Below are 26,063 nucleotides of genomic sequence, written 5' to 3' on the forward strand. Positions count from 1 at the left end.
AGGGTGAATTGCCACTCTTCAGCGAGGCTTGTACGACTTATGCCGTTCGCGCCCTCGCTCCGGCGCGCGTCGGCAGGGGTGTTGCCCCGGACGCGCGTCGGCCGCAGCGGTCCCGGAGGGCTCTCCGAGGACGGCTGCGGCCGACGGGCCGGGGCAGGCGGTCACACCACCGGGGGCACTCCGTCGATCGGGCGGCCGAGAATGCCGGGGCGCCGCTGTCGGGGGTACGGGCCGCCCGGCGGGCGGTAGTCGACGCCGAGGGCGTCGAGCCGGGCGTAGTGGGCGGTCATCCGGGCGTCGAAGGCGGCGAAGTCCCGGTCGGCGGGGGCGGGCAGGGCGGACCAGGCGACCTCGGCGAAGGCGGCGAGGCGCGGGAAGACCTGGTAGTCGACGCGGGCCCGGTTCTGCATGACCTCGGTCCACACGTTGGCCTGGGTGCCCAGGATGTGACGGGCCGCCTCCTCGCTCAAGCCCGGCGGGACGGGCTCGAAGCGGTAGACGTCCTGCAGGCTCCGGACGTACCCGATGGGCATCGGCTCGTCGGGGCCGCCGTCCTGACGGTGGTCCAGATACACCTGCTGCTCGGGGCACATGACCACGTCGTGCCCGGCCTCGGCGGCCGCGATGCCGCCGGCGTAACCGCGCCAGGAGGAGACCGCGGCCCCCTCGGCGAGGCCGCCTTCGAGGATCTCGTCCCAGCCGATGAGGCGGCGGCCGCGTGCGGTGAGCCAGGCGTCGAAGTGCCGGATGAACCAGGACTGGAGCCCGTCCTCGTCCTTCACGCCGAGTTCGGCGATCCGGGCCTGGGCGAGCGGGGATTCCTTCCACTGGTCCTTGGGGCACTCGTCGCCGCCCATGTGGACGAAGGGCGAGGTCTCGGCGGGGAAGAGTTCCAGCACCTCTTCCAGGACGCCCTCGAAGAAGCGCAGGGTGTTGTCAGTGGGGGCGAGTACGTTCGGATTGACGCCCCAGGTGTCCCAGACGGAGAGGGTGGTGGTGTCGATGACGTCGGTGTTGCCCAGCTCGGGGTATGCGCTGATCGCGGCCTGCGAGTGGCCCGGGATGTCGATCTCGGGGACGACCCGGATATGCCGCTCGGCGGCGTAGGCGACGATCTCGCGGATGTCGTCCTGGGTGTAGAAGCCGCCGTAGGGGGTCTCGTCCCAGAGTTCGGAGGCCCGGTGGCCGTATTTGGTGCGCGAGCGCCAGGAGCCGACCTCGGTGAGGCGCGGGTAGCGCTTGATCTCGATGCGCCAGCCCTGGTCGTCGGTGAGGTGGAAGTGGAAGACGTTCAGCTTGTGGGCGGCGATCAGGTCCAGATAGCGCAGGACGTCGTCCTTGGGCAGGAAGTGCCGCGAGACGTCGAGCATCAGACCGCGCCAGCCGAAGCGGGGTTCGTCCTCGACGACGACCGCCGGGACCTGCCAGGTGCGTCCGGGGGCGAGCGGTGCGCGGCGGAAGGCGTCCGGGCCGAGGAGCTGACGGAGGGTCTGCGCGCCCCGGAAGACGCCCGCCGCGCTGCCGCCCGTGAGGCGTACGGCGTCCGCCTCGACGGCCAGGCGGTAGGCCTCGGGGGCGAGCGCGGCGTCGAGGGCCAGCACGATGCCCCGGTCGCCCGCACCCGTGCCCGTGCCCGCACCCGTGTCCGTAACGGCACTCGTGCCGCCGGCCTCCGGCAGGGGCAGTCCGGTGGCCGCGCCGAGCGTGGTGCGCAGCCAGTGGGCGACGCCCTCCGTGCCCGGTGCGGCGCTCAGCGGGGTCTCGCGGTCCAGTGCGTACGGTCCGAAGGGGGCGGGGGTCAGGGTGCGCGGGGCCGGGATCAGACCGAGAGCCGCGGGGTCCGCGGAGTCCGTCGCCGTCCTGTCCTCGGGTGTCATGACATCAGTCCTTAACCGCTCCGCCCAGTCCGGAGACGAGGCGTCGCTGTACGAGTACGAAGAAGACCAGTACGGGGATGGTCATCACCGTCGAGGCTGCCATGATCCCTCCCCAGTCGTTCTCGTCCGGTTTGAAGAAGACCAGCAGCGCCATCGGCAGCGTCGACTGGGAGGTGTCGCTGATGATGAACGACTTCGCGAACAGGAAGTCGTTCCAGGTGGTGATGAAGGAGAAGACGCTGGTCGCCACGAGGCCAGGGAAGACCAGCGGGAAGAGGATCTGCCACAGGAAGCGGGTGCGGCTGGCCCCGTCGATGTAGGCGGCCTCCTCCAGGGCCTCGGGGACGGCCTTGACGAAGCCGCGCAGCATCCAGATGGCGAACGGCAGCGAGAAGGCGAGGTGCGGCAGGATCAGCGAGCCGAGGGTGTTCAGCTGGCCGAAGTCCCGCATCAGGAAGAACAGCGGGATGGTCAGCGCCTCCACCGGCACCATCTGCGCCACCAGGAACATGATCAGCAGCGTGGTGCGGAACTTGAAGCGGAAGCGGGTCACGGCGGTGGCGGCCAGGAAGGCGACCAGCGCGGAGAGGATGACGACCGTGCCCGCCACCAGCAGGCTGTTGAGGAAGTAGCGGCCGAAGTCCTGCTGTTCGAAGACCCGGCGGAACGAGTCGAGCGAGGGGGCGAGCGTCCAGGGGCGGGCGTCGGTGGACTGGATCTCCCCGGCCGGTTTGAACGCGGAGAGCACCATCCAGTAGAGCGGGAAGGCGACCGCGACGGCGATGAGCAGGGCGGCGGCCTCGGCGGCCAGCCTGCCGGGGCGTTTGACGCGCAGGAGCGTGCGTAGGCCGCCTGTCCCCTTGCGTACAGGGCTGTCGCGTACGGAGCTGTCGGTCGTCGCGCTCACAGTTCCTCCCCCTGGCGGCGTACGAGACGCAGATAGACGAGCGTGACGGCGAGCAGGATCACCAGCATCACGACGCCGATCGCCGATCCGAGGCTGTACTGCGAGGACGCGAACGCCTTCTGGTAGGCGTAGACGTTGAGCACCAGGTTCTGGCCGGCGATGCCGCCGCCGTTGGTCATGACGTAGATCTGGGTGAAGACCTTGAAGTCCCAGATGATCGACTGGATGGTGACGACGATCAGGATGGGCTTGAGCATCGGCGCCATGATGGTGCGCCAGATCCGCCACTGGGACGCGCCGTCCAGCGAGGCGGCCTCCAGCACTTCGGTGGGGATGGCCCGGATGCCCGCGTACACGGTGACCATCACGAACGGGAACGAGCACCACAGGACTTCGAGGAGCACGAGCGCGAAGGCGCTGTAGCGGCCGTACGTCCAGGAGAAGTCGCCGAGCCCGAGCACCTTGTTGACCGGTCCGAAGTCTGGGTCGAAGAGGAAGACCCAGACGGTGGAGCCGGTGATCGCGGGGGTGGCCCAGGCGCCGAGCGCGGCCATCATCAGCGCGAGCCGGGGCAGGGCGCGGATGCGGGTGAGCAGGACGGCGAGCGCGCAGCCGACGAACAGGGTGGAGACCACGCAGGCCGCGGCGAACAGCACGGTGGCGAGGAGGACCTGCCAGAACTGGCTGTCGTTGAAGAGGGTGGCGTAGTTGCCGAAGCCCTGGAAGGTGGTGGGTTCGCCGCCGCTGACCTGGGCCTGGGTGTACTCCAGGAACGAGATCAGGCCGAGCTGGTAGATCGGGTAGACCAGCAGTCCGGCGAGCAGGACGAGGGCGGGCAGGAGGTAGAGCCAGGGGGTCCAGCCGGAGTGGCCCCTGGGGGACACGGACCGGCCGCGCCGGGACGGGCGGGCGGCCGGGGCGCCGCCGCCCGTCCCGGCCGCGCCCGCGGGCGGCGCCTTGAGCGGAGAGGTGTGCGTGGTCATCGTCAGCCGGCTTCGGTGAAGGCCGCGTCCATCTTCTTCGCCGCGTCGTCCGAGGCCTCGGCCACGTCCTTACGGCCGGAGACGATCTCCTGGAACATCGTCGGCAGGATCAGCGAGGCGTCGATCTGGCCCCAGGCGGGCGAGGCGGGCACGAACTTGGCGCCCGCGCCGAGGGTCTGGACGAACGGGGCGACGAAGGGCTGCTTCTTCGCGGCGTTGTCCAGGACGTCGGTGTAGGTGGGCAGGAAGCCCATCGCGTCGAACATCTCGGCCTGGGTCTTCTTGCCGGTCAGCGACTTCATCAGGTCGACGGCGAGGGTGCGGTGCGAACTGCTCTTGAGAACGCCGAGGTTGTTGCCGCCGGCGAAGGCGGGGGCGATGGAGTTCGGGGCGACGCCGGGCAGCGGGACGACGGCGTACTTGCCCTTGACCGCGCCCGCCTCGACGGCGGCGTGGCTGAAGTCGCCGCCGATGGCCATGGCGGCCTTGCCGGAGGCGAAGGCGGTCACGGTGGCGTTGCCGCCCATGGAGGCGCACTTGGCGGCCGGACAGTTGTCGTCGCCGAAGAGCGAGGTGTAGGCCTCGATGCCCTTGCGGGACTTCTCGCTGTTGATGCCGGACTTGTACGTGCCGCCGCTCTCGCCCGCGAGTTCGCCGCCGTTGGCCCAGATGAAGGGCATCGCGCCGTAGGTGTACGCGCCGCCGACCGCGAGGCCGTAGAGGTCGGGCTTCGCCTTGTGGATCTTCTTGGCGGTGGAGATCAGTTCGGCCTGGGACTTGGGGGGATCGATGCCGAGGTCCTTGAAGACGTCGGTGCGGTAGTAGAGGGCCCGGACGCCGACGAAGAAGGGCGCGCCGTAGACCTTGTCGCCGACGGTGACGGACTGCTTGGCGATCGGGTCGGTGTCCTTGGCCTCGTCCCAGGCGCCGAACTCCTCGGTCACGTCCGCGAGTCCGCCGTCCTTGACGTATCCGGCGGTGTCGGAGTTGCCGTACTCGATGAGGTCCGGGGCGCTCTTGGGGTCGTTGAACGCGGCCTTGATGCGCTGCGCGCGGGTGTCGACGGGTATGTACTCGACCTCGACCTTCGCGCCCTTGTGGGCCTTCTCGAAGTCGGCGACGGCCGCGTCGACGACCTTCTCCTTGGGCTTGTTGCCGACCTCCTGGAAGAGCCAGACACGGAGCGTGCCGCTCTTCTCGTCACCCTTCGCACTGGTGTCGGAGGTCTGCGGCGCGCAGGCGGTGGCGGTGAGGCCGGCCAGCACAAGCGCCGCAGCCGGGGCGGCAATTCGGGCAGAAAGCTTCATCCGGAACCCCTACCGGTCATGCGTTGCACCATGTGCAACGTGCGTTTCGTTCTGCACAACTGGCAGGAGAGTAGATCCGTGTCCCGACGCCGACAAGTGGTCTCCACCACTCTGTGACCAGCGGATGCAGCCCGTGCAACGCGACCGTCCGGTCACCTTCCGTGAGCGGACATGGGGAAGGCCCCCGGGGCGCGCGGTGACGCGCGCCCCGGGGGCCTGGCAGCGAAGTGAGGGAGCGGACCTACTTCTTGTCCTTGCCGCCGCCCTTGCCCTTGTCCTTGTCGCCGCCGGCGCCCATGGACTCGTAGATCTCCTTGCACATGGGACAGACCGGATACTTCTTGGGGTCGCGCCCCGGTACCCAGACCTTGCCGCACAGCGCGACCACGGGAGTGCCCTCCAGGGCGCTCGCCATGATCTTGTCCTTCTGGACGTAATGGGCGTAGCGCTCGTGGTCGCCGTCGCCCCTCGACACCTGCGGCGTCGGTTCGACGAGGGTCCCCGTACCTGCCCCGCGATCGGGCTCAAGAGTGCTCATAACCGCCAAGGGTACTGAAAGCCGCGGCCTTCAGCGGCCCTCAGTTGAGCGAAGGGTCGTCCGGATACGTGGCGATCATCGCGAGCTCGCTGCGCTGGCGGCGGAGCACCGCACGCCAGAGCCGCTCGGGGCGCGGCGACGAGACGTCGCCGGGTTCCGATTCGACCACGTACCACGCGCCCTCGTTCAGCTCGCCCTCCAGTTGACCGGGGCCCCAGCCCGCGTATCCGGCGAAGATCCGCAGCGACCCGAGGGCGGGGCCGAGCAGCTCCGGCGGAGTCTCCAGGTCGACCAGGCCGATCGCCCCGTGCACCCGGCGCCAGCCGAGCGGGCCCTCGTCGCCGGGGATCACCGCCACGCCGAGCGCGGAGTCGAGCGAGACCGGGCCGCCCTGGAAGACGACGTCCGGCTCACCGGTCAGGCCGGCCCAGGACGCGAGGATGTCACCGACGCCGACCGGGGTCGGGCGGTTGAGGACCACGCCGAGGGAGCCCTCCTCGTCGTGGTCGAGGAGCAGCACCACCGCGCGGTCGAAATTCGGGTCCGTGAGGGCGGGTGCGGCCACGAGCAGTCGCCCTGTGAGCGAGGACACCTCGGTCATGGCAGGAATGATCCCGCATCTTCGCCCTCCGCGGGGGCCGAGTGACCGTGATGCCGCCCTCAGGAGACCGAGCGCAGCTCAGGGCGCACGGAGGCACGGGGAGCGCACTGTTCGGCGGGGGCGCGGTGGGCCATCCGGACGGTAACCCTCCGCAAGATCGGGTGTGCGGAGGGTGTTGTGGCGGATTCATGACGTTCGTACACCCCCCTTCGCCTTACGGAAGGGGGGTAGGAGGCCATTACCCTTTTCGTTGGCCCCCTGCCCGACCACTCCGGAACGCGAGATACATGACCGGCACAGACGATGTCCTGCTTGTCCACGGCGGCACCCCGCTGGAGGGCGAGATCCGCGTCCGAGGCGCCAAGAACCTGGTGCCGAAGGCAATGGTCGCCGCGCTGCTCGGCAGCGGGCCCAGCCGCCTCCGCAACGTTCCCGACATCCGTGACGTACGGGTCGTCCGGGGACTGCTGCAGCTGCACGGCGTCACCGTCCGCCCCGGCGACGAGCCGGGCGAACTGATCCTCGACCCCTCGCACGTCGAGTCCGCGAACGTCGCCGACATCGATGCCCACGCGGGTTCGTCGCGCATCCCGATCCTGTTCTGCGGCCCGCTGCTGCACCGCCTCGGCCACGCCTTCATCCCGGGCCTGGGCGGCTGCGACATCGGCGGCCGGCCGATCGACTTCCACTTCGAGGTGCTGCGCCAGTTCGGCGCGACCATCGAGAAGCGGGCCGACGGCCAGTATCTGGAGGCCCCGCAGCGGCTGCGCGGCACCAAGATCCGGCTGCCGTACCCGTCGGTGGGCTCCACCGAGCAGGTGCTGCTCACCGCGGTGCTCGCCGAAGGCGTCACCGAGCTGTCCAACGCGGCCGTCGAGCCGGAGATCGAGGACCTCATCTGCGTACTGCAGAAGATGGGCGCGATCATCTCCATGGACACCGACCGGACCATCCGGATCACCGGTGTCGACAAGCTCGACGGTTACACCCACCGGGCGATCCCGGACCGCCTGGAGGCGGCCTCCTGGGCGTCGGCGGCGCTGGCGACCGAGGGCAACATCTATGTGCGCGGCGCCCAGCAGCGTTCGATGATGACCTTCCTGAACACCTTCCGCCGGGTCGGCGGGGCCTTCGAGATCGACGACGAGGGCATCCGCTTCTGGCACCCGGGCGGCGCGCTCAACGCCATCGCGCTGGAGACGGACGTGCACCCCGGCTTCCAGACCGACTGGCAGCAGCCGCTGGTCGTGGCGCTGACGCAGGCCGCCGGCCTGTCGATCGTCCACGAGACGGTGTACGAGTCGCGGCTCGGCTTCACCTCCGCGCTCAACCAGATGGGTGCGCACATCCAGCTGTACCGCGAGTGCCTGGGCGGCTCGGACTGCCGCTTCGGCCAGCGCAACTTCCTGCACTCGGCGGTCGTCTCCGGACCGACCAAGCTGCAGGGCGCGGACCTGGTCATCCCGGACCTCCGGGGCGGCTTCTCGTATCTGATCGCGGCGCTGGCGGCGCAGGGCACCTCCCGGGTGCACGGCATCGACCTGATCAACCGCGGTTACGAGAACTTCATGGAGAAGCTGGAGAAGCTCGGCGCGAAGGTGGAGCTGCCGGGCGGTTCGCTCGTCTGACCCGCCCGCCCGCGTGCCGTGGACGGCCCGCACAGTGCTGCCGCACACAGCGCTGCGCACCCCGGCGCCCCGGTCCTCTCACCGAGGGCCGGGGCGCCGTGCTGTTCCGGCGAAGCGGCCCGGGGTGGTGCCGGCGATCCGCTTGAAGTGCCGGGTGAGGTGGGACTGGTCGTGGAAGCCGACCGCGGTGGCCGCCTCCCCCGGGGAGACGCCGTCCAGCAGCAGGCGGCGGGCGAGGTCGACCCGGCGGGCCGTCACGTACTGGTGGGGCGCGATCGCGTAGGCCGCGCTGAAGGCCCGTACGAGATGGGTCGGGTGCGCGTGGACCAGCCGGGCGGCCTCGGCGAGCGTGACGCCCTTCCGCAGCCGCTCGTCCAGCAGCTCGCGCAGGTCCCGGGCGACGCCCGGCCCCGGCCGGGGCCGCTCCGGGCCCTCCAGGGGCCGCAGATGGCCGCGCAGCCGCTCTGCGACGAACGCCAGGCGGCTCTCCGCCTCCAGCGCGTCGCCCGGGTCGGCGAGGGCGGTGTGCAGCCGGCCGACGCGGGTGCGCAGCAGCGGGTCGGCCAGGTCCGGGGTGTCCACGGCGGACCCGATGAGGCTCGCGTCGAGCTGCGTCATGTCCAGATAGAGCACCCGTTTGCGGAAGCCGTCCGGGGTGGCGGGCGAACCGTTGTGCGGAACGTGCGGCGGAAGCAGGCTGACGGTGCCGTCCGGGGTGCCGTGCCGATGACGGTCCAGGTCGTAGCGGACGGCCCCGTCGTCGACGATCAGGAGCGTCCATGCCTCGTGGACGTGCATGGGGTAGGCGTGCTCGGTGAAGCGGGCGTGGAAGACCTCCACGACACCGGCGACGGACGGTCGCCAGGCCGAGATCTCCTGCGGGCGGCTCACGCGGGTCACGCCAAGAACGTACAAGACGCTCCGGCGGGGCGGCGGTCAGTCTCGGAGCATGGGAAACACGCACGAGAACGCAAGCGGCGGCGAGGCCGCTCCCGTCCGCTTCGACACGAAGATCGCGGTACTGCTCCGCGACGACCTGGAGACCTGGCAGCGGCTGAACGTGACCGCCTTCCTGGTGAGCGGCCTGGGAACCGCGGCGCCCGAGGTGATCGGCGAGCCCTACGAGGACGCCGACGCGACCGCGTACCTGCCCATGCTGCGGCAGCCGGTGCTGGTCTTCGAGGGGGCGAAGGAGACGCTGACCGCCGCGCACACGAAGGCGCTCGCCCGGTCCCTGACGGTGGCCGTGTTCACCTCGGACCTGTTCGGTACGGGGAACGACCGGGACAACCGGGCGGCCGTACGGGCGGTGGGGCGCGACGCGCTCGATCTGGTGGGGCTCGCGGTGTACGGGCCGCGCAACGCCGTGGACAAGGTCCTCAAGGGCGCGCGCATGCATCCGTGAGGTCCGGGCCCCGGACCCGCCGACGGGCGCTGTGCGGGGCGCATGTGCCCCTGGCATGCGCGAGGGCGGCCACTCCTGGTCGGGAGTGGCCGCCCTCTGTTGCGCCTTTGAGGGTTACTTGCCCTTGGCGGCTTCCTTGAGCTTCGAGCCCGCGGAGACCTTCACGCTGTAGCCGGCCGGGATGTTGATCGGGTCGCCGGTCTGCGGGTTGCGAGCGGTGCGAGCGGCACGGTGGGTGCGCTCGAAGGTCAGGAAGCCGGGGATGGTGACCTTCTCGTCGCCCTTGGCGACAATCTCACCGACGGTCTCGGCGAGCGCGGCCAGCACGGCGTCGGCGTCCTTGCGAGTCACCTCGGCGCGGTCGGCCAGGGCGGCCACCAGCTCACTGCGGTTCATGTTGTTACTCCCGTGTTCTTCTTGCCTGTGAGGCGTGAGATCGAAGCCGATGCTGCCAGGGCCCTCTGACAGTCCCCGGACCCGGGTCTGATGTCAGACCCTCTCGCCCGATTACGCATCCTGCCCCCACCAGCGGCGGGAAAGCCAATCCGGAACCCTTCGGGGTCAATGAAAAGCGCCACGGTTTGCTCGTGGTGACGCTCCGTCGACTTGGCCGAGCGGTCCGCAGCGGATGCCGGGCCCCGCAGGGCCCACTGCCCGCCCACCCTAAAGGGGCGTTTGGGGCGCCGCGACCCGCGACGCGCCGTACGGCACGGGCGGGTGCGGCCCGGGGTGTCCCGCGGGTACCCCTTGCGGGGCCCCCGAAACGGTGGGGTCAGACGGAGGTGGAGGTGGCCGCTCCGGGGCCCGCGGCGGCCTTCGCGGCGGCCCGGACGGCTCCGGCGACCGCGCCCGCCACCTTGTCGTTGAAGACCGAGGGGATGATGTAGTTCGCGTTGACCTCGTCCTCGGCGACCACATCGGCCAGCGCGCCGGCCGCGGCGAGCATCATCTCCGTGTTGACGGTGCGGGACTGAGCGTCCAGCAGACCGCGGAAGACACCCGGGAAGACCAGCACGTTGTTGATCTGGTTGGGGAAGTCGGAGCGGCCGGTGGCGACGACCGCGGCCGTCTGACGGGCGATCGCGGGGTCGACCTCGGGGTCCGGGTTCGCGAGCGCGAACACGATCGCGCCGTCCGCCATCGCGGCGACGTCGTCGCCGTTCAGGACGTTCGGGGCGGAGACGCCGATGAAGACGTCGGCGCCGACGACGGCCTGCTTGAGGGTGCCGGTGACGCCTTCGGGGTTGGTGTTGTCGGCGATCCAGCGCAGCGGCGAGTCCGGGTCGGCGGCGACCAGGTCCTCGCGCCCGGCGTGCACCACACCGTGGATGTCGGCGACGACGGCGTGCTTGACGCCCGCGGCGATGAGCAGCTTCAGGATGGCCGTACCGGCCGCTCCGGCACCGGACATGACGACCCGTACGTCCCCGATGCCCTTGCCCACCACGCGCAGTGCGTTGGTGAGGGCGGCCAGCACGACGATCGCGGTGCCGTGCTGGTCGTCGTGGAAGACGGGGATGTCGAGGGCCTCGCGCAGCCGGGCCTCGATCTCGAAGCAGCGCGGCGCGGAGATGTCCTCCAGGTTGATGCCCGCGAAGCCGGGGGCGATGGCCTTGACGATCTCGACGATGGCGTCGGTGTCCTGGGTGTCCAGGCAGATCGGCCAGGCGTCGATGCCGGCGAAGCGCTTGAAGAGGGCCGCCTTGCCCTCCATGACGGGCAGCGCGGCCATCGGGCCGATGTTGCCGAGGCCGAGCACCGCGGAGCCGTCCGTCACAACTGCGACGGAGTTGCGCTTGATGGTGAGGCGGCGCGCGTCCTCGGGGTTCTCGGCGATGGCCATGCAGACGCGGGCGACGCCGGGGGTGTAGATCATCGACAGGTCGTCACGGTTGCGGATGGGGTGCTTGGACGCCATCTCGATCTTGCCGCCGAGGTGCATGAGGAACGTACGGTCGGAGACCTTGCCCAGCACGACGCCCTCGATGTCGCGCAGACCTTCGACGATCTCGTCCGCGTGCGAGGTGGAAGTGGCGGCGATGGTGACGTCGATCCGCAGCTTCTCGTGGCCGGAAGCGGTCACGTCGAGGCCGGTGACCGAGCCGCCGGAGGACTCCACGGCCGTGGTGAGCTGGGAGACCGCGGTGCCGCTCGCGGGCACCTCCAGCCTGACCGTCATCGAGTACGAGACGCTGGGCGCCGTTGCCATGGCCGAGTCCTTCGCTTTCCTTAGCTTCATTGCCGCGCATCCGGAACACTCGTTCCGGACACGCTTCCCGATCGTCGCACCTACCGACTGGTAGCCGGTAATGACTGCATCTTTCGGAAAGTAGTTTCCACCATACGAGAAACCACCCGTTCGGCGGAACCCCCCAACGGACCGGAAAGCGGCGGGCGGGACCCCTGCAACGAGAACAGACCCGCGCCACCAGAAGGTGACGCGGGTCTGTCTTTTACGTCTAGGTGGCACCGGCCCGCCATGCTCGCCTCGCGGCAAGTGGTCGCTCGAAGCGACGAAGGTTGGGCCCGGGGGCTTGGATCGAGCCGGTGCCAGTACCAAGGTAACAAACACCCCGGAAAAGTGATTCCCGTGCGCCGGGTTGACTCGCGAAACCCTCCCCGACCGGCCCCGTGTCAGTCCCTCAGCAGGTCCGGCACCCCGTCCTCGTCCGGCAGGTCCCGCTCCCCCGAGACCACCGTGAGCTGCTGCGTCGCACGGGTCAGCGCCACGTACAGCACCCGCAGACCGGCCGGGGACTCGTCCGCGATCTCCGCGGGCGAGACGACCACCGTGGCGTCGTACTCCAGCCCCTTGGCCTCCAGGCTGCCGAGCGCCACCACCCGCTCCCCCAGCTCCGCGAGCCACTCGCGGGCCTGGGCGCGGCGGTTCATCGCGACGACCACGCCCACCGTGCCGTCCACCTCCGCGAGCAGCCGGGCGGCCTCCTCGCGGACCGTGACGGCCAGGTCTCCGTCGCGTACCGGCTCGAAGCGGGGCACCACCCCGGTCGAGCGGACCGCCGCCGGGGACTCCATGCCGGGCATCGCCAGCGCCAGCACCTTCGCGGCCAGCTCCGCGATCTCCGCCGGGTTGCGGTAGTTGACGGTGAGGGTGAAGCGGCGGCGCGGCCGGGAGCCGAGCGCCTCGTCCCGGGCGGCGGCCGCCTCGTCCGGGTCGGACCAGGAGGACTGGGCCGGGTCGCCGACGACCGTCCAGGTGGCGTGCCGGCCCCGGCGGCCGACCATGCGCCACTGCATCGGGGTGAGGTCCTGCGCCTCGTCGACGATGACGTGGGCGTACTCGGTGCGCTCCGCCGCGAGCCGCTCGGCCCGCTCCCACTGGGTCTCCTCGCGCTGCGGCATCAGCTCCTCCAGCCCCGTGAGCTGGTCCAGCGGGTCCGCCTCGCGCTTGCGCCGGGGCTTGTTCGGGGTGCCCAGCAGCGCCTGGAGCTCGTCCAGGAGCGCCACGTCGTGGACGGAGAGCGGACCGCTGCCGTCCGCGTCCAGCCGCTTCAGCGACCGGGCCAGGCGGCGCACCTCGCCCTGGTTGAGGATGCGCCGGGACCAGCGGGCGAGACGCCGTTCGTCGGCCATCGCGGCCAGCACCCGGCGCGGCGTCAGCTCGGGCCACCAGGCGTCGAGGAACTCCAGGAACGGGGTCTCGGTGGAGACGTCCTCGTCGAACGAGGAGCGCAGCTCCGCGACCAGTTGCGGGTCGGTGTACCGGCCGCGTCCGGAGGACTTGCTCCACAGGGCGTCCAGCAGCAGCTTGCGGGCGCGCGGGCGCAGCAGGTTGACCGGGGCGGTGCCGCCCAGGGCGTTGTGCCGGATGCGCTGGAGCTCGTCGGCCTCCAGCTCGACCCGGGCCCCGAAGGCGACGACGCGCAGCCGGCTGGGAGGCGTCGTCGCACCCCGCTGTTCGGGCTCCTCGTCGAAGGCGAGCTGGCCCGCGTCCTCGCGCGGCGCGGCGGGCCTGCCCTGCTCCAGCGCGCCCCGGGCGGCCTTGCGCAGCACGTGGAGCATCCGGGAGGAGCCCTTGATCCGGGCCACGGCCGGTTCGTCGTAGGCGGTGGCGCCTTCGAGGCCCGCCGCGTCGTCGGAGAGCGAGCCGATCGCGCGGATGGCGACCTGGCCCTCCTCGCCGAGGGAGGGCAGCACCCCTTCGGTGTACACGACCAGGAGCGGGGTGGGCGAGACGATCAGGATGCCGCCCGCGTACCGCCGCCGGTCCTGGTAGAGCAGATACGCCGCCCGGTGCAGGGCGACGGCTGTCTTGCCGGTGCCGGGGCCGCCGGTGACCTCGGTGACGGAGGCGGCGGGGGCCCGGATGACCAGGTCCTGTTCGGCCTGGATGGAGGAGACGATGTCCCGCATGGTGTGGCTGCGGGCCTGGCCGAGCGCCGCCATCAGCGCGCCGTCCCCGATCACCGGCAGCTTCTCGCCGTCCAGGTACGCCGTCAGCTCCGGGCGCATCAGGTCGTCCTCGACCCCGAGGACCTTGCGGCCCTTGGAGCGGATGACCCGGCGGCGTACGACGCGACCGGGCTCCTTCGGGGTGGAGCGGTAGAACGGGGCGGCGGCCGGAGCCCGCCAGTCGATCACCAGCGGTGCGTAGTCGGAGTCCAGGACCCCGATGCGGCCGATGTGGAGCGTTTCCGCGATGTCGGCGGTGGCGTCCTCCCGGACGGTGTCGTCGGCGGGTTCGACGGAGGTGTACGCGCCGTCCGGGCCGCGTTCCCCGTCCTTGCCGAGCAGCAGATCGATCCTGCCGAACAGGAAGTCCTCGAACTCGCTGTTCAGCCGGTTGAGGTGGATCCCCGCCCGGAACACCTGGGCGTCCCGCTCCGCGAGCGCGCCGGGCGTACCGACCTGGCCGCGCTTCACGGCGTCGTTCATAAGGAATTCCGCCTCGTGGATCTTCTCTTCGAGGCGGTGATAAACACGGTCGAGATGCTCCTGCTCGACACCGATTTCCCGGTCCCGCAGCGATTCGACAGCGGCATCCTGCGCGGCCACCGAGGCCCCCTTCTTAACAGCACTGGGCAGCCGTCAACCCTATGCGAAGGGGGGCCTGAGCGCACCTGTCGCCCGCATCCCGATCGCGCGTCGTACCGGGCGGGGCGCGAGGAGGCGCGGTGCGCGCGGTTCAGGCCCCGATCTCCACCAGCCGTTCCCCGTCGAAGGTCCGCACCTCGAAGCGGTCGATGTCCTTCCGGTCCATCGCCGCCCCGCCGTGCACATACAGCGGGGCCTTCGCCGTCGGGTTCGTGGCGCCCTCGATGCCGTAGCCCCACTGCGGGACGGACCAGGAGGTGACGACCTCCTCCTCGCCGTTCTTGGAGATGGCGATCAGATTGCACTTCTGCGGTCCCTTGACGTTCTTCAGCTCCAGGACCGTGTGGGTGCCCCAGGCCTTCTCCTCCATGCCGACGGTCGCGCCGACCTGTGTGGTGGGGTCGGTCGCGGAGACCTTCTCCGTCATGTGCTGGAAGAAGGCGTCCTCGGCCGGGCTGGTGGGGTGCGGATCGCTCGCGGCCACCGAACCGCCGCCGCGGTCGTCGCCCGCCGTGACCGCGAAGGCGGCGACCGGTCCGCCGATGATCAGGGCGGCGGCCGCGGCGACCAGATAGCGGCTGCGCCGGGTACGGCGGTGCCGCTTGCGCGCGACCTCGTCCATCAGCCCGCCGAGCACCCGGGGCGCGGGCCGCTCGGGAACATGCGGTACGGGGCGGGCCCCGGGCACGGCGGCGGGCGCCTCGGAGAGCATCGCGAGCATGGGCTCCATCGCGGCGAACTCGTCGAGATGCGCGGCGCACCGGGCACAGCCCGCGAGATGCGCCTCGAAGGCGCTCGCCTGCGCGTCGTCGAGGATGCCGAGGACGTACGCGGCGGCCGCGTCGTGCTCGGTCCCCTCGGGTTCCACGCCGAACGGCCCGCCGGGGCCGGAGAGGTGCGCGGGCCCTGAGGGGTGTGCAGGACCCGCGGTATACGGGGGACTTGAGGGACCGGACGGCGTGCGGTGGCCGGGAGGCCGGGGCCCGAACGGCTGCCACTGCTGGTCGCTCATGCCGTGATCCCCCTCTCTTCGAGTGCGAGCTTCATCGAACGCAGTGCGTAGAACACCCGGGACCGCACGGTCCCGCTGGGAACGCCGAGCACTTCGGCGGCCTCGTTGACCGTACGTCCCTTGAAGTAGGTCTCGACCAATGCTTCCCGGTGCGCGGGGGTCAAATCTTCGAGCGCGTCCGAGAGCGTCATCAGCCACAGCGCCTTGTCGATCTCGTCCTCCGCGGGAATGACCTCCAGCGGCGACGGATCGACCTCGCGCGGCCGGGCCTGCCGGCTGCGGTGGTTGTCGATGACGATGCGCCGGGCGACCGTCACCAGCCAGGGTCGGACGGAGCCGGTGGCCCGGTTGAGCCGGCCGGCGTTCTTCCAGGCACGGATGAGCGTCTCCTGCACCACGTCCTCGGCCCGCTGGCGGTCGCCCGCCACGAGTCGGAGCACGTACGCGAGCAGCGGCCCGGCGTGTTCGCGGTACAGCGCCCGCATCAGTTCCTCGTCCGGTATCCCGGAGGGGGACGTGGGCGGCTCACTGCGATGTCGTGCCCTGTGCGGACGGTCATCGGCCACGGCCGCATCCTTGCGCACCCGAACCTCCCGGTCGAGACCTCTGAAACGAGCTCTTCGACCATCGATACGGGGGCGGGGGCCGGTTCATTCAACGCCGGGCGGAATTTCTTTCTCCGGACCGCGCTCCTCGGGCGTCGCCAGGGTTCTGCGCCGGTGCCGGGCGACCCGTTCGCGGTTGCCGCAGACCTCTCCGGAGCACCAACGCCGCCGCCCGCCGCGCGAGGTGTCCAGGTAGAGCCGGTGGCAGGCCTCGCCCTGGCAGCGGCGCAGGGCCGCCCGCGCGACCGGGTCGGTGAGCAGGTCCACCGCGTCCCGGGCGACGACGGCGAGGAGCCCCGCGCAGTCGGGCGCGGAGCTCAGGGCCCGCACCAGGTCGCCGTCCGCGCCGCGCACCGCGCACGGCCCCGGAGGCGCCCCGGACGCAAAGGAGTTGAGCTGGTCCAGTGCGCCGTCGGCCTCGGGCCCGCCGAGCTGAGCCACCATCAGACGGCTGACGGTTGAGCGCAGTTCGTGGAAGCGGGTCACCCAGGTGTCGTCCAGGGCCGTCAGCACGGTGCCGGGCGGGACGAGCCGGGCGTCGGTCAGCCACCGGGCCAGGTGCGCGGGTCCGTCGAGCTGTTCGCAGGTTCCGGGCACCCCGCCCGCACGCTCCGTGGCCACCAGATCGAGGCAGATCCGGCCCGCGTCGAACCGCCATGTCCGCGTACCTCTGCCCGCTGCCATGATCACGCTCACCGCCCTGGGTCACCCGGTGGAACGACCGTCCCCAGAGTGCTCCTGTCGAGGCCCGGCCGGAACCCCCGCCGCCGCCCCCGTACCGTGGACGGCCATGGGTTACGAGGGGGAGGTACGTATGGACCCGTACGACGGGAGCACCGTGATCGGCTCCGCGGGGTTGCGGCTGCGCCGGTGGCGCGAGGAGGATCTGCCCGCGCTGCTGCGGGCGTACGAGGATCCGGCGATGCGGCGATGGCTGGACACCCAGGTCACCGGGCCGGACGGGGCGACCGACTGGCTGGAGGCGCAGCGTGCGGGGTGGGCGTCGGGCACCCGCTTCGCCTTCGCCGTGACGGAGGGCGGGCGGGCCGGTGAGCCGCTCGGCAACATCGTGCTGAAGCGGCCGGATCCGGTGAGCGGCCTTGCGGAGGTGGGCTATTGGACGACGGCCTCGGCGCGCGGCCGGGGCGTGGCGTCACGGGCGCTGACGGCGCTCACCGACTGGGCGTTCACGCACTTCGGCGAACAGGGCCCGACCCGGCTGGAGTTGCTGCACCAGGTGGACAACGAGGCCTCGTGCCGGGTCGCGGAGAAATGCGGATACCCGTTGGCACGCGTGATCCCGGCGCTGCCGCCCGACTATCCGCTGGACGGCCATGTGCATACGCGTGAGGCCCCGGCGGCGGCGACGCTCAGCCGGCCGGCGGATCGTCGTGCAGAAGCCGCTGGAACAGATGGTGGTCGCGCCACCCTCCGTTGATGTGCAGATAGCCGGGCGCCGTGCCGATCCGCTCGAACCCGGCCTTGGCGAGCACCCGTTGGGACGCGGCGTTCTCGGTGACGGTCGCCGCCTCGACGCGGTGCAGGCCCAGCCGGTCGCGGGCCTCGTCGCAGACCGCGCGGACGGCGGCGGTGGCCAGCCCGCGGCCGGTGTGGCCCTCGTCGACCCAGTAGCCGAGGCGGCCGTTGCGGAAGGGGCCCTTCTCGACGCCGGAAAGCGTGAAGGCGCCGATCACCAGGTCGTCCGCGTCCGCCAGCACCCAGGGCCGGCACCGCCCGGCGTCCCGGTCGGCCAGCAGCGCGGTGAGCCGGGCGGCCTGCCCCTCGACGGTGTAGAAGGTCTCGGGGCGTACCGGCTCCCAGCGGCGCATGTACGCGCGGTTGCGGGTGAGGGCGGCGGCGAAGGAGGGCGCGTCGGCGAGTGCGGCGGGCCGGAAGGTCACGTCGGGGGCGAGCGGGTGAAGGTGATCGTTCATCCGGCCACGCTAACCGGGGCCGGGCGGGACGTCCGTACGCCCCTTCCCGTACGCCCCCTCAGCGCCCGTACTTCGTATCCGCCGACGGGTCCAGCGCCAGCCGGTAGCCGCGTTTGACGACCGTCTGGATCAGCCGGGGCACGCCCAGCGCCGTGCGCAGCCGGGCCATCGCGGTCTCCACCGCGTGCTCGTCGCTGCCGCTGCCGGGCAGCGCCCGCAGCAGGTCGGCGCGGGCCACCACCCAGCCGGGGCGGCGGGCCAGCGCGTGCAGGAGGGCCATGCCGGCGGGCGGCACCGCGCGCAGCTCGTCGTCGACGAGGACGGCGTGGCCCCGGATCTCGACGCGGTGGCCGGCGACGGGCAGGATGCGGGCGGCCGCCGGGAGGTGGGCGCACATCAGCTGGACGAGGGGGCCGAGCCGGAAGCGTTCCGGCTGGAGGGTGGTGACGCCCCGGGCCTGGAGCGGAAGGGCGGTGACCGGTCCGACGCAGGCGACCAGTACGTCGTCGCGCAGCGCGCCGAGGACCTCGGGAAGCAGTCCGCGGGTCTCGGCGCGGCCGAGGAACGAGGCGGCGGCGGGGGCGCTGGTGAAGGTGATCGCGTCCAGGCCCCGGGCGGCCGTGACGTCGAGCATCCGGTCGAGCGGGGCGAGGTCCTGCGGCGGCATCCAGCGGTAGACGGGTACGACGACGACATCGGCGCCCGCGGCCGTCAGCGACTCGACGAAGCCGGGCAGCGGTTCGCCGTGCAGCTGGAGGGCGACCCGGCGGCCGGCGACGCCTTCGGCGAGCAGCCGGTCGAGGACCTCGGCCATCGATTCGGACCCGGGCGACCAGGTCTCGGTCAGCCCGGCGGCCCGGATGGCGCCCTTGACCTTGGGGCCCCGGGCGAGGAGTTCGACCCGGCCCAGCGTCTTCAGCAGGGCGTCGCCGATGCCCCAGCCGTCGGCCGCCTCGATCCAGCCGCGGAAGCCGATCGCGGTGGTGGCGACCGCGATGTCGGGGGCGTGGCCGATGAGTTCCTTCGTGGCGGCGAGGAGTTCGCTGTCGTCGGCGAGCTGCACGATCCGCAGGGCGGGGGCGTGCAGGACGGCGGCCCCGCGGCGTTTGAGGAGGGTGCCGAGCTCCTCGGCGCGACGGGCGGCGGTCACCCCGACGGTGAAGCCCGCGAGGGGGCCGTGCGTTGTGTCGTCGTCCTGCATGGCGTGTCCCCGGCTCCCGTGTTCCCGCTGGTACGCGATGTGCGGAGGCCCGAGACTGCCAACGGTGCGTGACAGGCTCGGTTCCCCCGTATTTCCCGGCCGTTACGTCGCACGACGCCGGAGGGTCGTTCCACGGGGTCTCCTCACACCTCCGCGTAACCGAGCTGGGCCCGTGCGGTCACGGGTGCGGGGCGGCGAAGGTATACCGCCCAGGTGAGGGTGAAACACACGCCGTAGAAGGCGAGGAAGGACCAGAAGGCCGCGGTTCCGGTGCCGGAGGTCTGGAAGGACTGGCGGAAGGCGAGGTTGATGGCCAGCCCGCCGAGCGCGCCGACGGCCCCGATCAGGCCCATGGCCGCGCCGGAGAGCCGCCGTCCGTGGGCGGCGGCCGCCTCGCCGTCGAGGCCCCGGGCCAGCGCCTTGGCGTGGAAGATGCCGGGGATCATCTTGTACGTCGATCCGTTGCCGAGGCCCGTCAGGACGAACAGGGCGGTGAAACCGGTGAGGAAGACCGGCAGCGAGGCGTTGCCCGAGGCCTGGATGACGACGCCGGTGGCGGCGGCCATCGCGGCGAAGGTGGCCAGGGTGATCCGCGCGCCGCCGTACCGGTCGGCGAGTCGACCCCCGACGGGCCGGACCAGCGAGCCGAGCAGCGGGCCGATGAAGGTGAGCGAGGCGGCCTGGAGCGGGGTCCGGCCGAACTGGGTCTGGAGCACCAGGCCGAAGGCGAAGCTGTAGCCGATGAACGAGCCGAAGGTGCCGATGTAGAGGACCGACATGATCCAGGTGTGCGGGTCGCGGACGGCCTCCAGCGCGGCCCCGGTGTCGTTCTTCACGGGCCGCAGGTTGTCCATGTACAGGGCGGCGCAGACGCCGGCCAGGACGATCAGCGGGAGGTACACGCCGAGGACGATCCGGGGGTGCGAGGCGCCCAGGGCGCCGATGACGAGCAGGCCGACGAGCTGGACGACGGGGACGCCGATGTTGCCGCCGCCCGCGTTGAGGCCGAGCGCCCAGCCCTTCCTGCGCAGCGGGAAGAAGGCGTTGATGTTGGTCATCGAGGAGGCGAAGTTGCCGCCGCCGATCCCGGTGAGCGCCGCGACCGCGACGAAGGTGGCGTATGGCGTGCCCGGTTCCATCACCCAGAACGCGGCCAGCGTCGGGACGAGCAGGCTCACCGCACTGAAGATCGTCCAGTTGCGGCCGCCGAACCGGGCGACGGCGAAGGTGTACGGCACCCGCACCAGCGCGCCGACGAGGGTGGCGGTCGAGATGAGGAAGAACTTCCCGGCCGGGTCGATGCCGTACTCCGGTCCCATGAACAGGACCATCACCGACCACAGGGTCCAGACGGAGAATCCGATGTGCTCGGAGAGCACGGAGAACCACAGGTTGCGGCGGGCGACGCGTTCGCCCTTCTCCCGCCAGAACGTCTCGTCCTCCGGCTCCCAGGTCTCGATCCAGCGGCCTGCCATCACGCGCCTCCACAGGGGGTCGGGGTGGTGTCCCCGTCGCTTCGGGGTGTTGCCCCGACGCTAGGGAGCCCGCGTTTCGGCGTGGTGCCGCGAGGTGACCGGTGCGCAACCTTGCTCTCACCGGGCCGTTCCCGGCCCGGTGAGATGAACCGCTACGGCTGCCCGTCCGGCCAGAGCTTCGGCCGGCGGCGGGCGGCGACGTCCTCGGCCCAGCCGAAGGCGAGGACGCAGAGCGCGATGAGGGCCCAGGTGATCAGCAGGACGGGCACCCAGCTCTCCAGCAGCCAGGGCACGTTCTCGCTGAGCGCGTCGACCGACCAGAGCCGGTCGTAGAGGGTGGCGGCGGTCAGGATGCAGACGTTGTGCCAGAGGTAGACGGTCACGGCCCGCGAGTTGAGCAGGGTGATGGGCCGGTCGAAGGCCCGCAGCCGCCCGGGCCACTCGGTCCAGGACGGGCTGTAGTGCAGCAGGAGCAGCACACAGCCGAAGGACCACAGGGCCTGGGCCAGCGGGATGGAGTCCAGGTCGAAGCCGCTGCGGAACCCTTCGTGGCTCGCCCACCACAGCCCCGCGCCCGCGAAGAGCGGGGCGATCGACGGTACGAGGTAGGAGGGCAGCCGTTTCAGTACGCCCTCCTGGTGGGCCATGCCGAGGACCCAGCAGGCGCCGAAGGTGGAGAAGTCGGTGATCGCGGAGTCGAGCCGGTCGGTGGTGGAGAACAGCTCCAGGCGCATCACGACGGCGAGCGCGAGCGGCGCCAGCAGCGTGGGCCAGGGCAGCTTGCGCAGGCCGCGCAGGATCAGCGGCGAGAACAGCACGAACCAGAGGTAGGCCCGGATGTACCAGAGCGGTCCGGCCAGCTCCTCGGGCCAGCTCTCGCCGAGGAAGCCGTCGATGCCCGCCACGTCGTAGGCGTACGGCGGATCGCTGAGCGGCAGCACCCAGTACAGGAGGTGCTGCCACCACCAGCCGGGGTGGCCCTCGGCGTCCGGGCCCCAGCCCTGGGCGAGCATGCCGGTGACGCCGATCGCGCCGAGCAGCCACAGCGGGGGCAGCAGGCGGCGGACGCGGCCGCGGATGACCTGGACGGCGGGCCGCTTCAACGAGCGGGCCATCAGCGTCCCGGCCAGCGCGAACATCACGCCCATGGAGGGGAAGACGATGGGCAGCCAGGCCCAGCCGGTCAGGTGGTAGAGGACGACCCGGAAGAGGGCGAGGGCCCGCAGCAGGTCGAAGTACCGGTCGCGGCCGGGCTTGACGGACTTCACGGGTTCGGCGGTCTGCACGGGGGCGGCCGGCGGCACCGTGGGGTCCGGGGCGGCGGACCGGGGAAAGGGCGGGGCGGTCATACGTAGGGCCTCCGGTCCGTGCTGTCGCCGCTGACGGGCCCGGCGTCCGGGGCGGGCCCGGGGCGCTGGGCGGACGAGCCGCCGGGCGCCTCCACCGCGCCGGTGCGGCGGAGCTTCTGCCAGCGCAGCCGGCCGCCGGTGAGCGCGGTGATCCAGGACTGGAGCAGCACGACGTACATGAGCTGGCGGTAGAGGATCTGCTGGAGCGGCAGCGAGATCAGGTGTGTCATCCGCTCCTTGTCCAGCCGGAACGCGTACGCGGCGCAGACCGCCTGGACCACCAGGACGCCGAACCAGGCGGCGACGGTCCTGCCGGTCGGGCCGAAGACCAGCCCGTACAGCAGGAACACGTCGATCAGCGGCGCGAGCAGCGGGGCGACGACCATGAAGAGGGAGACGAACGGCAGCCCGACCCGCCCGAACCGGCCCGAGGGCCCGCGTTCGATCACCGCGCGGCGGTGCTTCCAGATCGCCTGCATGGTGCCGTACGACCACCGGTAGCGCTGTGACCAGAGCTGCTGCACGGACTCCGGCGCCTCGGTCCAGGCGCGGGCGTTCTCCGCGTACACGACGCGCCAGCCGTCCCGGTGCAGGGCCATGGTGACGTCGGTGTCCTCGGCGAGGGTGTCCTCGCTCATCCCGCCGACCCGCTCCAGGGCCTCGCGGCGGAACGCCCCGACGGCGCCGGGGATGGTGGGCATGCAGCCGAGCACGTCGTACATCCGGCGGTCCAGGTTGAAGCCCATCACGTACTCGATGTGCTGCCAGGCGCCGATGAGCGAGTCGCGGTTGCCGACCTTGGCGTTGCCCGCGACGGCTCCGACCCGGGGGTCGCCGAAGGGCTGGACCAGCTCGCGGACGGTGGCCGGTTCGAAGACGGTGTCGCCGTCCATCATCACGACGATGTCGTAACGGGCGTGCCGGATGCCGTTGTTGAGGGCGGCGGGCTTGCCCGCGTTCTGCTGGCGCACGACCCGTACGCGGGGCAGCCGCATCGCCTCGACGAGGTCGGCGGTGCCGTCGGTGGAGCCGTCGTCGATGACGATGATCTCGATCGGGTGCTCGCTCGCGACCAGCGAGCGCACGGTGGCCTCGATGCACTCCCGTTCGTTGTACGCGGGGACGAGGACGGAGACCGGGCGGGTGACGGGCGCGCCCCAGCTGAAGTTCCTGCGGCGGACCTTGCGGGCGTGCAGGAAAGAGAGCAGCAGCATCAGCCCGAAGCGGGCCAGCACCAGGACGCCGATCACGGCGAGCCCGACGACCAGGACGCCGGTGATCCGCTCGGACACGGCGACGGCGGAGACGAACGCCTTGCCCTTCCACAGCGCGAACCCGGTGACCGGGGTGTGGGCGCTGGGGGCGTCCAGGGCGGTGGTGAGCCGGGTGAAGGTGTAGCCCTGCTTCTTGAGGTCCGGCAGCAGGGTGTCGAGCGCGGCCACGGTCTGCGAGCGGTCGCCGCCGGAGTCGTGCATCAGGATGACGGCGCCCTTGCCGTCCTTCGGCGTGGCCCGCTCGACGATGGCGCGGACGCCGGGGCGCTTCCAGTCCTCGCTGTCGGTGTCGTTGACGACGGTGAGGTAGCCGCGGCTGCCGATGTACTCCGTGACCGGCCAGGACTTGTCGTCCATGGCGTACGAGAACGAGGAGTACGGCGGCCGGAAGATCGAGGTGCGGATGCCGGCCGCGCCCGCCAGCGCCAGCTGGTTCTGCGACAGCTCCCAGTCGATGCGCTCGGTGGACTGGTAGGAGAGGTCGGGGTGGTTGAAGGTGTGCAGACCGATCTCGTGGCCCTCGGCGACCATCCGCTCGACCAGCTCGGGGTGGCGGACGGCCATGTTGCCGGTGACGAAGAAGACGCCGTGGGCGTCGTACTCCTTCAGCTTGTCGAGCACCTTCGGCGTCCACACCGGGTCGGGCCCGTCGTCGAAGGTCAGGACGATCCGGTGGTCGGGTATGCGCAGGGTCTCGGCGTCACCGGAGCGGGCGTCGATGACGGGTCCGCCGGAGCGGACGTCCTTCGGCACCCGGGTGTGGGAGTCGGCGTCGCGGACGCGGTGGTCGGCGAGGATCTCGCTGTGCACGTATCCGCGCAGCATCAGCATCGCGAGCAGGGCGACGAGGAACGTCGTCGGCAGGAGGTAGCGCATGGGGAGCCTGAGCCGGCTCCGGCCGCGTGGCGCCTTCCTCTTCCTGCTGACCTTGCCGTTCCTGCCCCGCGTGGCGGGGGAGTTCATTTACGGGGCGCTCTCTTCTTGCACCGGTGGTTCGGGGGTCTCGGCGGGCGGCGTCGTCGGAACGGGCGGCTCCGTCCCGGGCGGCGGCTGCGTCGGGTCGACCGGCGGTTTGGCGGTCGAGGTGGCGGGGGCCGGTTTCGTGGCCCCGCCCGCGCCGCCTCCCCCGGTGGTACGGGACGGGTCCGCCGAGGTGGACGCGGAGGGGCGGTTCGCCGATCCGGCGGGCACGAGCACGGAGGTGGCCGACGGGGTCGCGCCGTCGGGGGCGCCGGACGCACCGGGCGTCGCGGAGCCGGAGGCCTCGGGCCCCGGCTCCGTGGTGTCGCCGGACGGGGCGTCGGCGGCGTCGGCGGGCGCGGGGGCCTCCTCGACCTGCTCCGCCCGCGCCTCCTCCTTGGGCTCGGACAGGGGCAGCCAGGGGGCGCTGGAGTTTCCGCCGAGGACGGCGAGGACCAGCGTCACGGCGTAGGCGGCGCAGACCGTGGCCAGGACCCAGCCGAGACGTCGGAAGGTCTTGCTGCGGCGGCCGCTCTCGTCGACGAAGACGGGGCCGTCGGAGCCGTCCGGCGGAGTGGGTTCGCCGGGCAGTTCGGCGAGTTGACGGCCCAGTCCGTCGAGCTGGATCGTCGCGTCGTTGGGCTCATGCGTATGCCCGGTTCTCTTGCCTTCGCGCCAATTGTCCACAGGTGCGGCCCATCCCCCACTCAAAGAATCGGGCACACCGAATTTGACTGGTTCTTTACTGTCGGACTGGGTCCCCACCCGTCCGAGAACCTGGCGTACATGCACCCGGACGATGAATGTAGCGCACGGCATTGACGCCCAAGTGCCCCTGAACGGAGTTGATCAGGAACGGTTGCGCATCGGTGACGGATCGCCCCGAAGCGACCAGTGGCCGGACAGCGGGACCGGTCGGCCATCGGCAAGTGCCAACTGGTCAGTAGGGTTCCGCGGCGCGTTGTCGCCGGGGTGGTTGAGCCCCTTGTGCCAGACCAGCGCCACCGGCGAAAGCGGAACCGGATCGACGAGCGGGCGCAGCACCGTGCCCGGCAGCGGCGGAAAACCGACAACAGCGAGCACAGGGTGACCCGCTTTCGACATGACCCCATGAAATTCGGCCACCCCGACGGCGAGCGGAACAGGCGGGGCCGGCTCGATGTCCCACGCGGCGAACAACTGCGCGGCGTCGAGCCGGCCGGCCCACAGCCGGTACGGGACTCAGACCCGTTCGCGGATCCACGCGGCCAACTCGCGTACGAGTTCGGCGGATGCGCCCCCGAGGTGGACCAGCGCCTTGTCGGTGATGGTGGGGGTGCCGCCGTACAGGGAGGGCAGGGAGAAGCCCCGCCAGTCGCAGGGCCTCGGCCAGGTCACGGGCGGCCGCGCTGCCTTCGACGAGCGCTTCGGCGTACATCGGTCGGTGCATGGAGGATCAGCCTTTCGAGGGTAAAAGGGTTACGTGGGCGGCGAGTCGGCCCTTCACGAGCCGCGCGGGGGCGCCGAGAGCACGAACCCGAGCTCTCCGGCGGCGTCCACGACGAGCGACATGAGCTGAGCGGTGGTGAGCGCCTCGCGCCGCTCTCCGTGCGGGCCGAAATGCAGGACGTACGCGGCCGGTTCGCCCCGGACCAATGGCACCCGGAGTCCCGGGGTCGTTCCCGGCACCGGTCCGGACCTGTGTGACACGCGGCTCCTCCAGAGCGCGGGGTCCTCCGGCCGAGGGGTCGCCGGGCTGCGGCTGCGGCACGGAGAGGACGAAGTAGGTGGCCTTGCCGTGCGGCAGGGCGCGTACGCCCCAGTCGTCAGTGAGGCTCTCCACCAGGAGCATGCCTCGCCCCGAGGTGGCGTTCAGGTCCCCGTGCCGGACGACCGGGAAGCCGCTCCCGTGGTCAACAACCGTCACGGTGATGGCATTTGCGGACCGCGCACAGGTCACATGGCAGGAGGGG

At 71.4% G+C, this 26,063-nt stretch carries 24 protein-coding genes and 1 pseudogene; 3 read left to right on the forward strand and 22 right to left on the reverse strand.

Annotation, left to right across the window (positions count from 1 at the left end):
- Positions 1–161 precede the first annotated feature (161 nt).
- From G3I54_RS33375 to G3I54_RS33400, 6 genes are all read right to left on the reverse strand, one after another.
- Complete coding sequence (locus tag G3I54_RS33375) at positions 162–1,877, reverse strand: beta-N-acetylhexosaminidase (RefSeq protein WP_164620312.1); 1,716 nt, start codon at positions 1,875–1,877, stop codon at positions 162–164.
- A 4-nt stretch (positions 1,878–1,881) separates the two neighbouring features.
- A complete protein-coding gene (locus G3I54_RS33380) occupies positions 1,882–2,784 on the reverse strand; it encodes a carbohydrate ABC transporter permease (protein ID WP_343240493.1) in 903 nt (300 codons plus the stop codon).
- Positions 2,781–3,767, reverse strand: coding sequence for a sugar ABC transporter permease (locus G3I54_RS33385; protein WP_164620314.1), 987 nt, complete (start codon positions 3,765–3,767; stop codon positions 2,781–2,783). The genes G3I54_RS33380 and G3I54_RS33385 overlap by 4 nt, the downstream gene beginning before the upstream one ends.
- Before the next feature lie 2 nt (positions 3,768–3,769).
- On the reverse strand, positions 3,770–5,074 hold the full coding sequence (locus tag G3I54_RS33390; protein ID WP_164620316.1) for an extracellular solute-binding protein: 1,305 nt from the start codon (positions 5,072–5,074) through the stop codon (positions 3,770–3,772).
- A 241-nt stretch (positions 5,075–5,315) separates the two neighbouring features.
- Positions 5,316–5,612 (reverse strand): DUF3039 domain-containing protein, encoded by a 297-nt coding sequence (locus G3I54_RS33395; protein WP_006124925.1) that lies wholly within the window; start codon positions 5,610–5,612, stop codon positions 5,316–5,318.
- Between the two features lie 40 nt (positions 5,613–5,652).
- Positions 5,653–6,213, reverse strand: a complete 561-nt coding sequence (locus tag G3I54_RS33400) for a YqgE/AlgH family protein (protein WP_030087559.1) — start codon at positions 6,211–6,213, stop codon at positions 5,653–5,655.
- A gap of 287 nt (positions 6,214–6,500) precedes the next feature.
- Here G3I54_RS33400 and murA point away from each other — a divergent pair, with 287 nt between their 5' ends.
- Positions 6,501–7,841 carry a UDP-N-acetylglucosamine 1-carboxyvinyltransferase gene (murA, locus tag G3I54_RS33405; protein ID WP_007450559.1) on the forward strand — a complete coding sequence of 447 codons (1,341 nt, stop codon included), beginning with the start codon at positions 6,501–6,503 and terminating at the stop codon, positions 7,839–7,841.
- A 78-nt stretch (positions 7,842–7,919) separates the two neighbouring features.
- Here the strand turns inward: murA and G3I54_RS33410 are convergent, their stop codons facing one another.
- Positions 7,920–8,741, reverse strand: coding sequence for an AraC family transcriptional regulator (locus G3I54_RS33410; RefSeq protein ID WP_164620318.1), 822 nt, complete (start codon positions 8,739–8,741; stop codon positions 7,920–7,922).
- A 49-nt stretch (positions 8,742–8,790) separates the two neighbouring features.
- Here G3I54_RS33410 and G3I54_RS33415 point away from each other — a divergent pair, with 49 nt between their 5' ends.
- Entirely contained in the window at positions 8,791–9,246 is a 456-nt protein-coding gene (locus G3I54_RS33415; RefSeq protein WP_164620320.1) for a DUF2000 domain-containing protein, read from the forward strand.
- 114 nt (positions 9,247–9,360) lie between these two features.
- Here the strand turns inward: G3I54_RS33415 and G3I54_RS33420 are convergent, their stop codons facing one another.
- From G3I54_RS33420 to G3I54_RS33445, 6 genes are all read right to left on the reverse strand, one after another.
- Positions 9,361–9,642, reverse strand: a complete 282-nt coding sequence (locus G3I54_RS33420; protein WP_003968811.1) for an HU family DNA-binding protein — start codon at positions 9,640–9,642, stop codon at positions 9,361–9,363.
- Between the two features lie 376 nt (positions 9,643–10,018).
- Positions 10,019–11,455, reverse strand: a complete 1,437-nt coding sequence (locus G3I54_RS33425; RefSeq protein WP_164620323.1) for an NAD-dependent malic enzyme — start codon at positions 11,453–11,455, stop codon at positions 10,019–10,021.
- Between the two features lie 425 nt (positions 11,456–11,880).
- On the reverse strand, positions 11,881–14,262 hold the full coding sequence (locus G3I54_RS33430; RefSeq protein ID WP_164620325.1) for a UvrD-helicase domain-containing protein: 2,382 nt from the start codon (positions 14,260–14,262) through the stop codon (positions 11,881–11,883).
- Positions 14,263–14,392: 130 nt separating this feature from the next.
- On the reverse strand, positions 14,393–15,313 hold the full coding sequence (locus G3I54_RS33435) for a zf-HC2 domain-containing protein (RefSeq protein WP_164620327.1): 921 nt from the start codon (positions 15,311–15,313) through the stop codon (positions 14,393–14,395).
- Positions 15,310–15,897, reverse strand: a complete 588-nt coding sequence (locus tag G3I54_RS33440; RefSeq protein ID WP_164620329.1) for a sigma-70 family RNA polymerase sigma factor — start codon at positions 15,895–15,897, stop codon at positions 15,310–15,312. Before G3I54_RS33440 ends, G3I54_RS33435 begins: the two co-directional genes overlap by 4 nt.
- 66 nt (positions 15,898–15,963) lie before the next feature.
- Entirely contained in the window at positions 15,964–16,602 is a 639-nt protein-coding gene (locus G3I54_RS33445; RefSeq protein WP_164620331.1) for a CGNR zinc finger domain-containing protein, read from the reverse strand.
- A 130-nt stretch (positions 16,603–16,732) separates the two neighbouring features.
- Between G3I54_RS33445 and G3I54_RS33450 the strand changes: the two genes are divergently transcribed.
- Positions 16,733–17,356 (forward strand): GNAT family N-acetyltransferase, encoded by a 624-nt coding sequence (locus G3I54_RS33450; RefSeq protein ID WP_164620333.1) that lies wholly within the window; start codon positions 16,733–16,735, stop codon positions 17,354–17,356.
- Here the strand turns inward: G3I54_RS33450 and G3I54_RS33455 are convergent.
- The 9 genes and pseudogenes from G3I54_RS33455 to G3I54_RS39145 all read right to left on the reverse strand — a co-directional run bounded on the left by G3I54_RS33455 (position 17,289) and on the right by G3I54_RS39145 (position 25,752).
- Positions 17,289–17,852 (reverse strand): GNAT family protein, encoded by a 564-nt coding sequence (locus tag G3I54_RS33455; protein ID WP_164620335.1) that lies wholly within the window; start codon positions 17,850–17,852, stop codon positions 17,289–17,291. The two genes, G3I54_RS33450 and G3I54_RS33455, sit on opposite strands and share 68 nt — an antisense overlap.
- Before the next feature lie 58 nt (positions 17,853–17,910).
- A complete protein-coding gene (locus tag G3I54_RS33460; protein WP_164620337.1) occupies positions 17,911–19,053 on the reverse strand; it encodes a uroporphyrinogen-III synthase in 1,143 nt (380 codons plus the stop codon).
- 143 nt (positions 19,054–19,196) lie between these two features.
- Positions 19,197–20,528 (reverse strand): nitrate/nitrite transporter, encoded by a 1,332-nt coding sequence (locus tag G3I54_RS33465; protein WP_164620339.1) that lies wholly within the window; start codon positions 20,526–20,528, stop codon positions 19,197–19,199.
- A gap of 152 nt (positions 20,529–20,680) precedes the next feature.
- Positions 20,681–21,877, reverse strand: a complete 1,197-nt coding sequence (locus G3I54_RS33470; RefSeq protein WP_164620341.1) for an acyltransferase — start codon at positions 21,875–21,877, stop codon at positions 20,681–20,683.
- Positions 21,874–24,027 (reverse strand): glycosyltransferase, encoded by a 2,154-nt coding sequence (locus G3I54_RS33475; RefSeq protein ID WP_164620342.1) that lies wholly within the window; start codon positions 24,025–24,027, stop codon positions 21,874–21,876. The genes G3I54_RS33470 and G3I54_RS33475 overlap by 4 nt, the downstream gene beginning before the upstream one ends.
- Positions 24,028–24,114: 87 nt before the next feature.
- Complete coding sequence (locus G3I54_RS33480) at positions 24,115–24,798, reverse strand: hypothetical protein (RefSeq protein WP_164620344.1); 684 nt, start codon at positions 24,796–24,798, stop codon at positions 24,115–24,117.
- Between the two features lie 162 nt (positions 24,799–24,960).
- Positions 24,961–25,299 (reverse strand): annotated as a pseudogene (locus G3I54_RS33485) (LysR family transcriptional regulator); the annotation flags it as partial.
- Between the two features lie 33 nt (positions 25,300–25,332).
- Complete coding sequence (locus G3I54_RS33490) at positions 25,333–25,488, reverse strand: hypothetical protein (RefSeq protein ID WP_239144699.1); 156 nt, start codon at positions 25,486–25,488, stop codon at positions 25,333–25,335.
- A 105-nt stretch (positions 25,489–25,593) separates the two neighbouring features.
- On the reverse strand, positions 25,594–25,752 hold the full coding sequence (locus G3I54_RS39145) for a hypothetical protein (RefSeq protein WP_203687554.1): 159 nt from the start codon (positions 25,750–25,752) through the stop codon (positions 25,594–25,596).
- Between the last annotated feature and the right edge of the window lie 311 nt (positions 25,753–26,063).

It is taken from the genome of Streptomyces sp. SID14515, assembly GCF_010548505.1.
GTDB classification, from domain to species: Bacteria; Actinomycetota; Actinomycetes; order Streptomycetales; family Streptomycetaceae; genus Streptomyces; species Streptomyces caviscabies.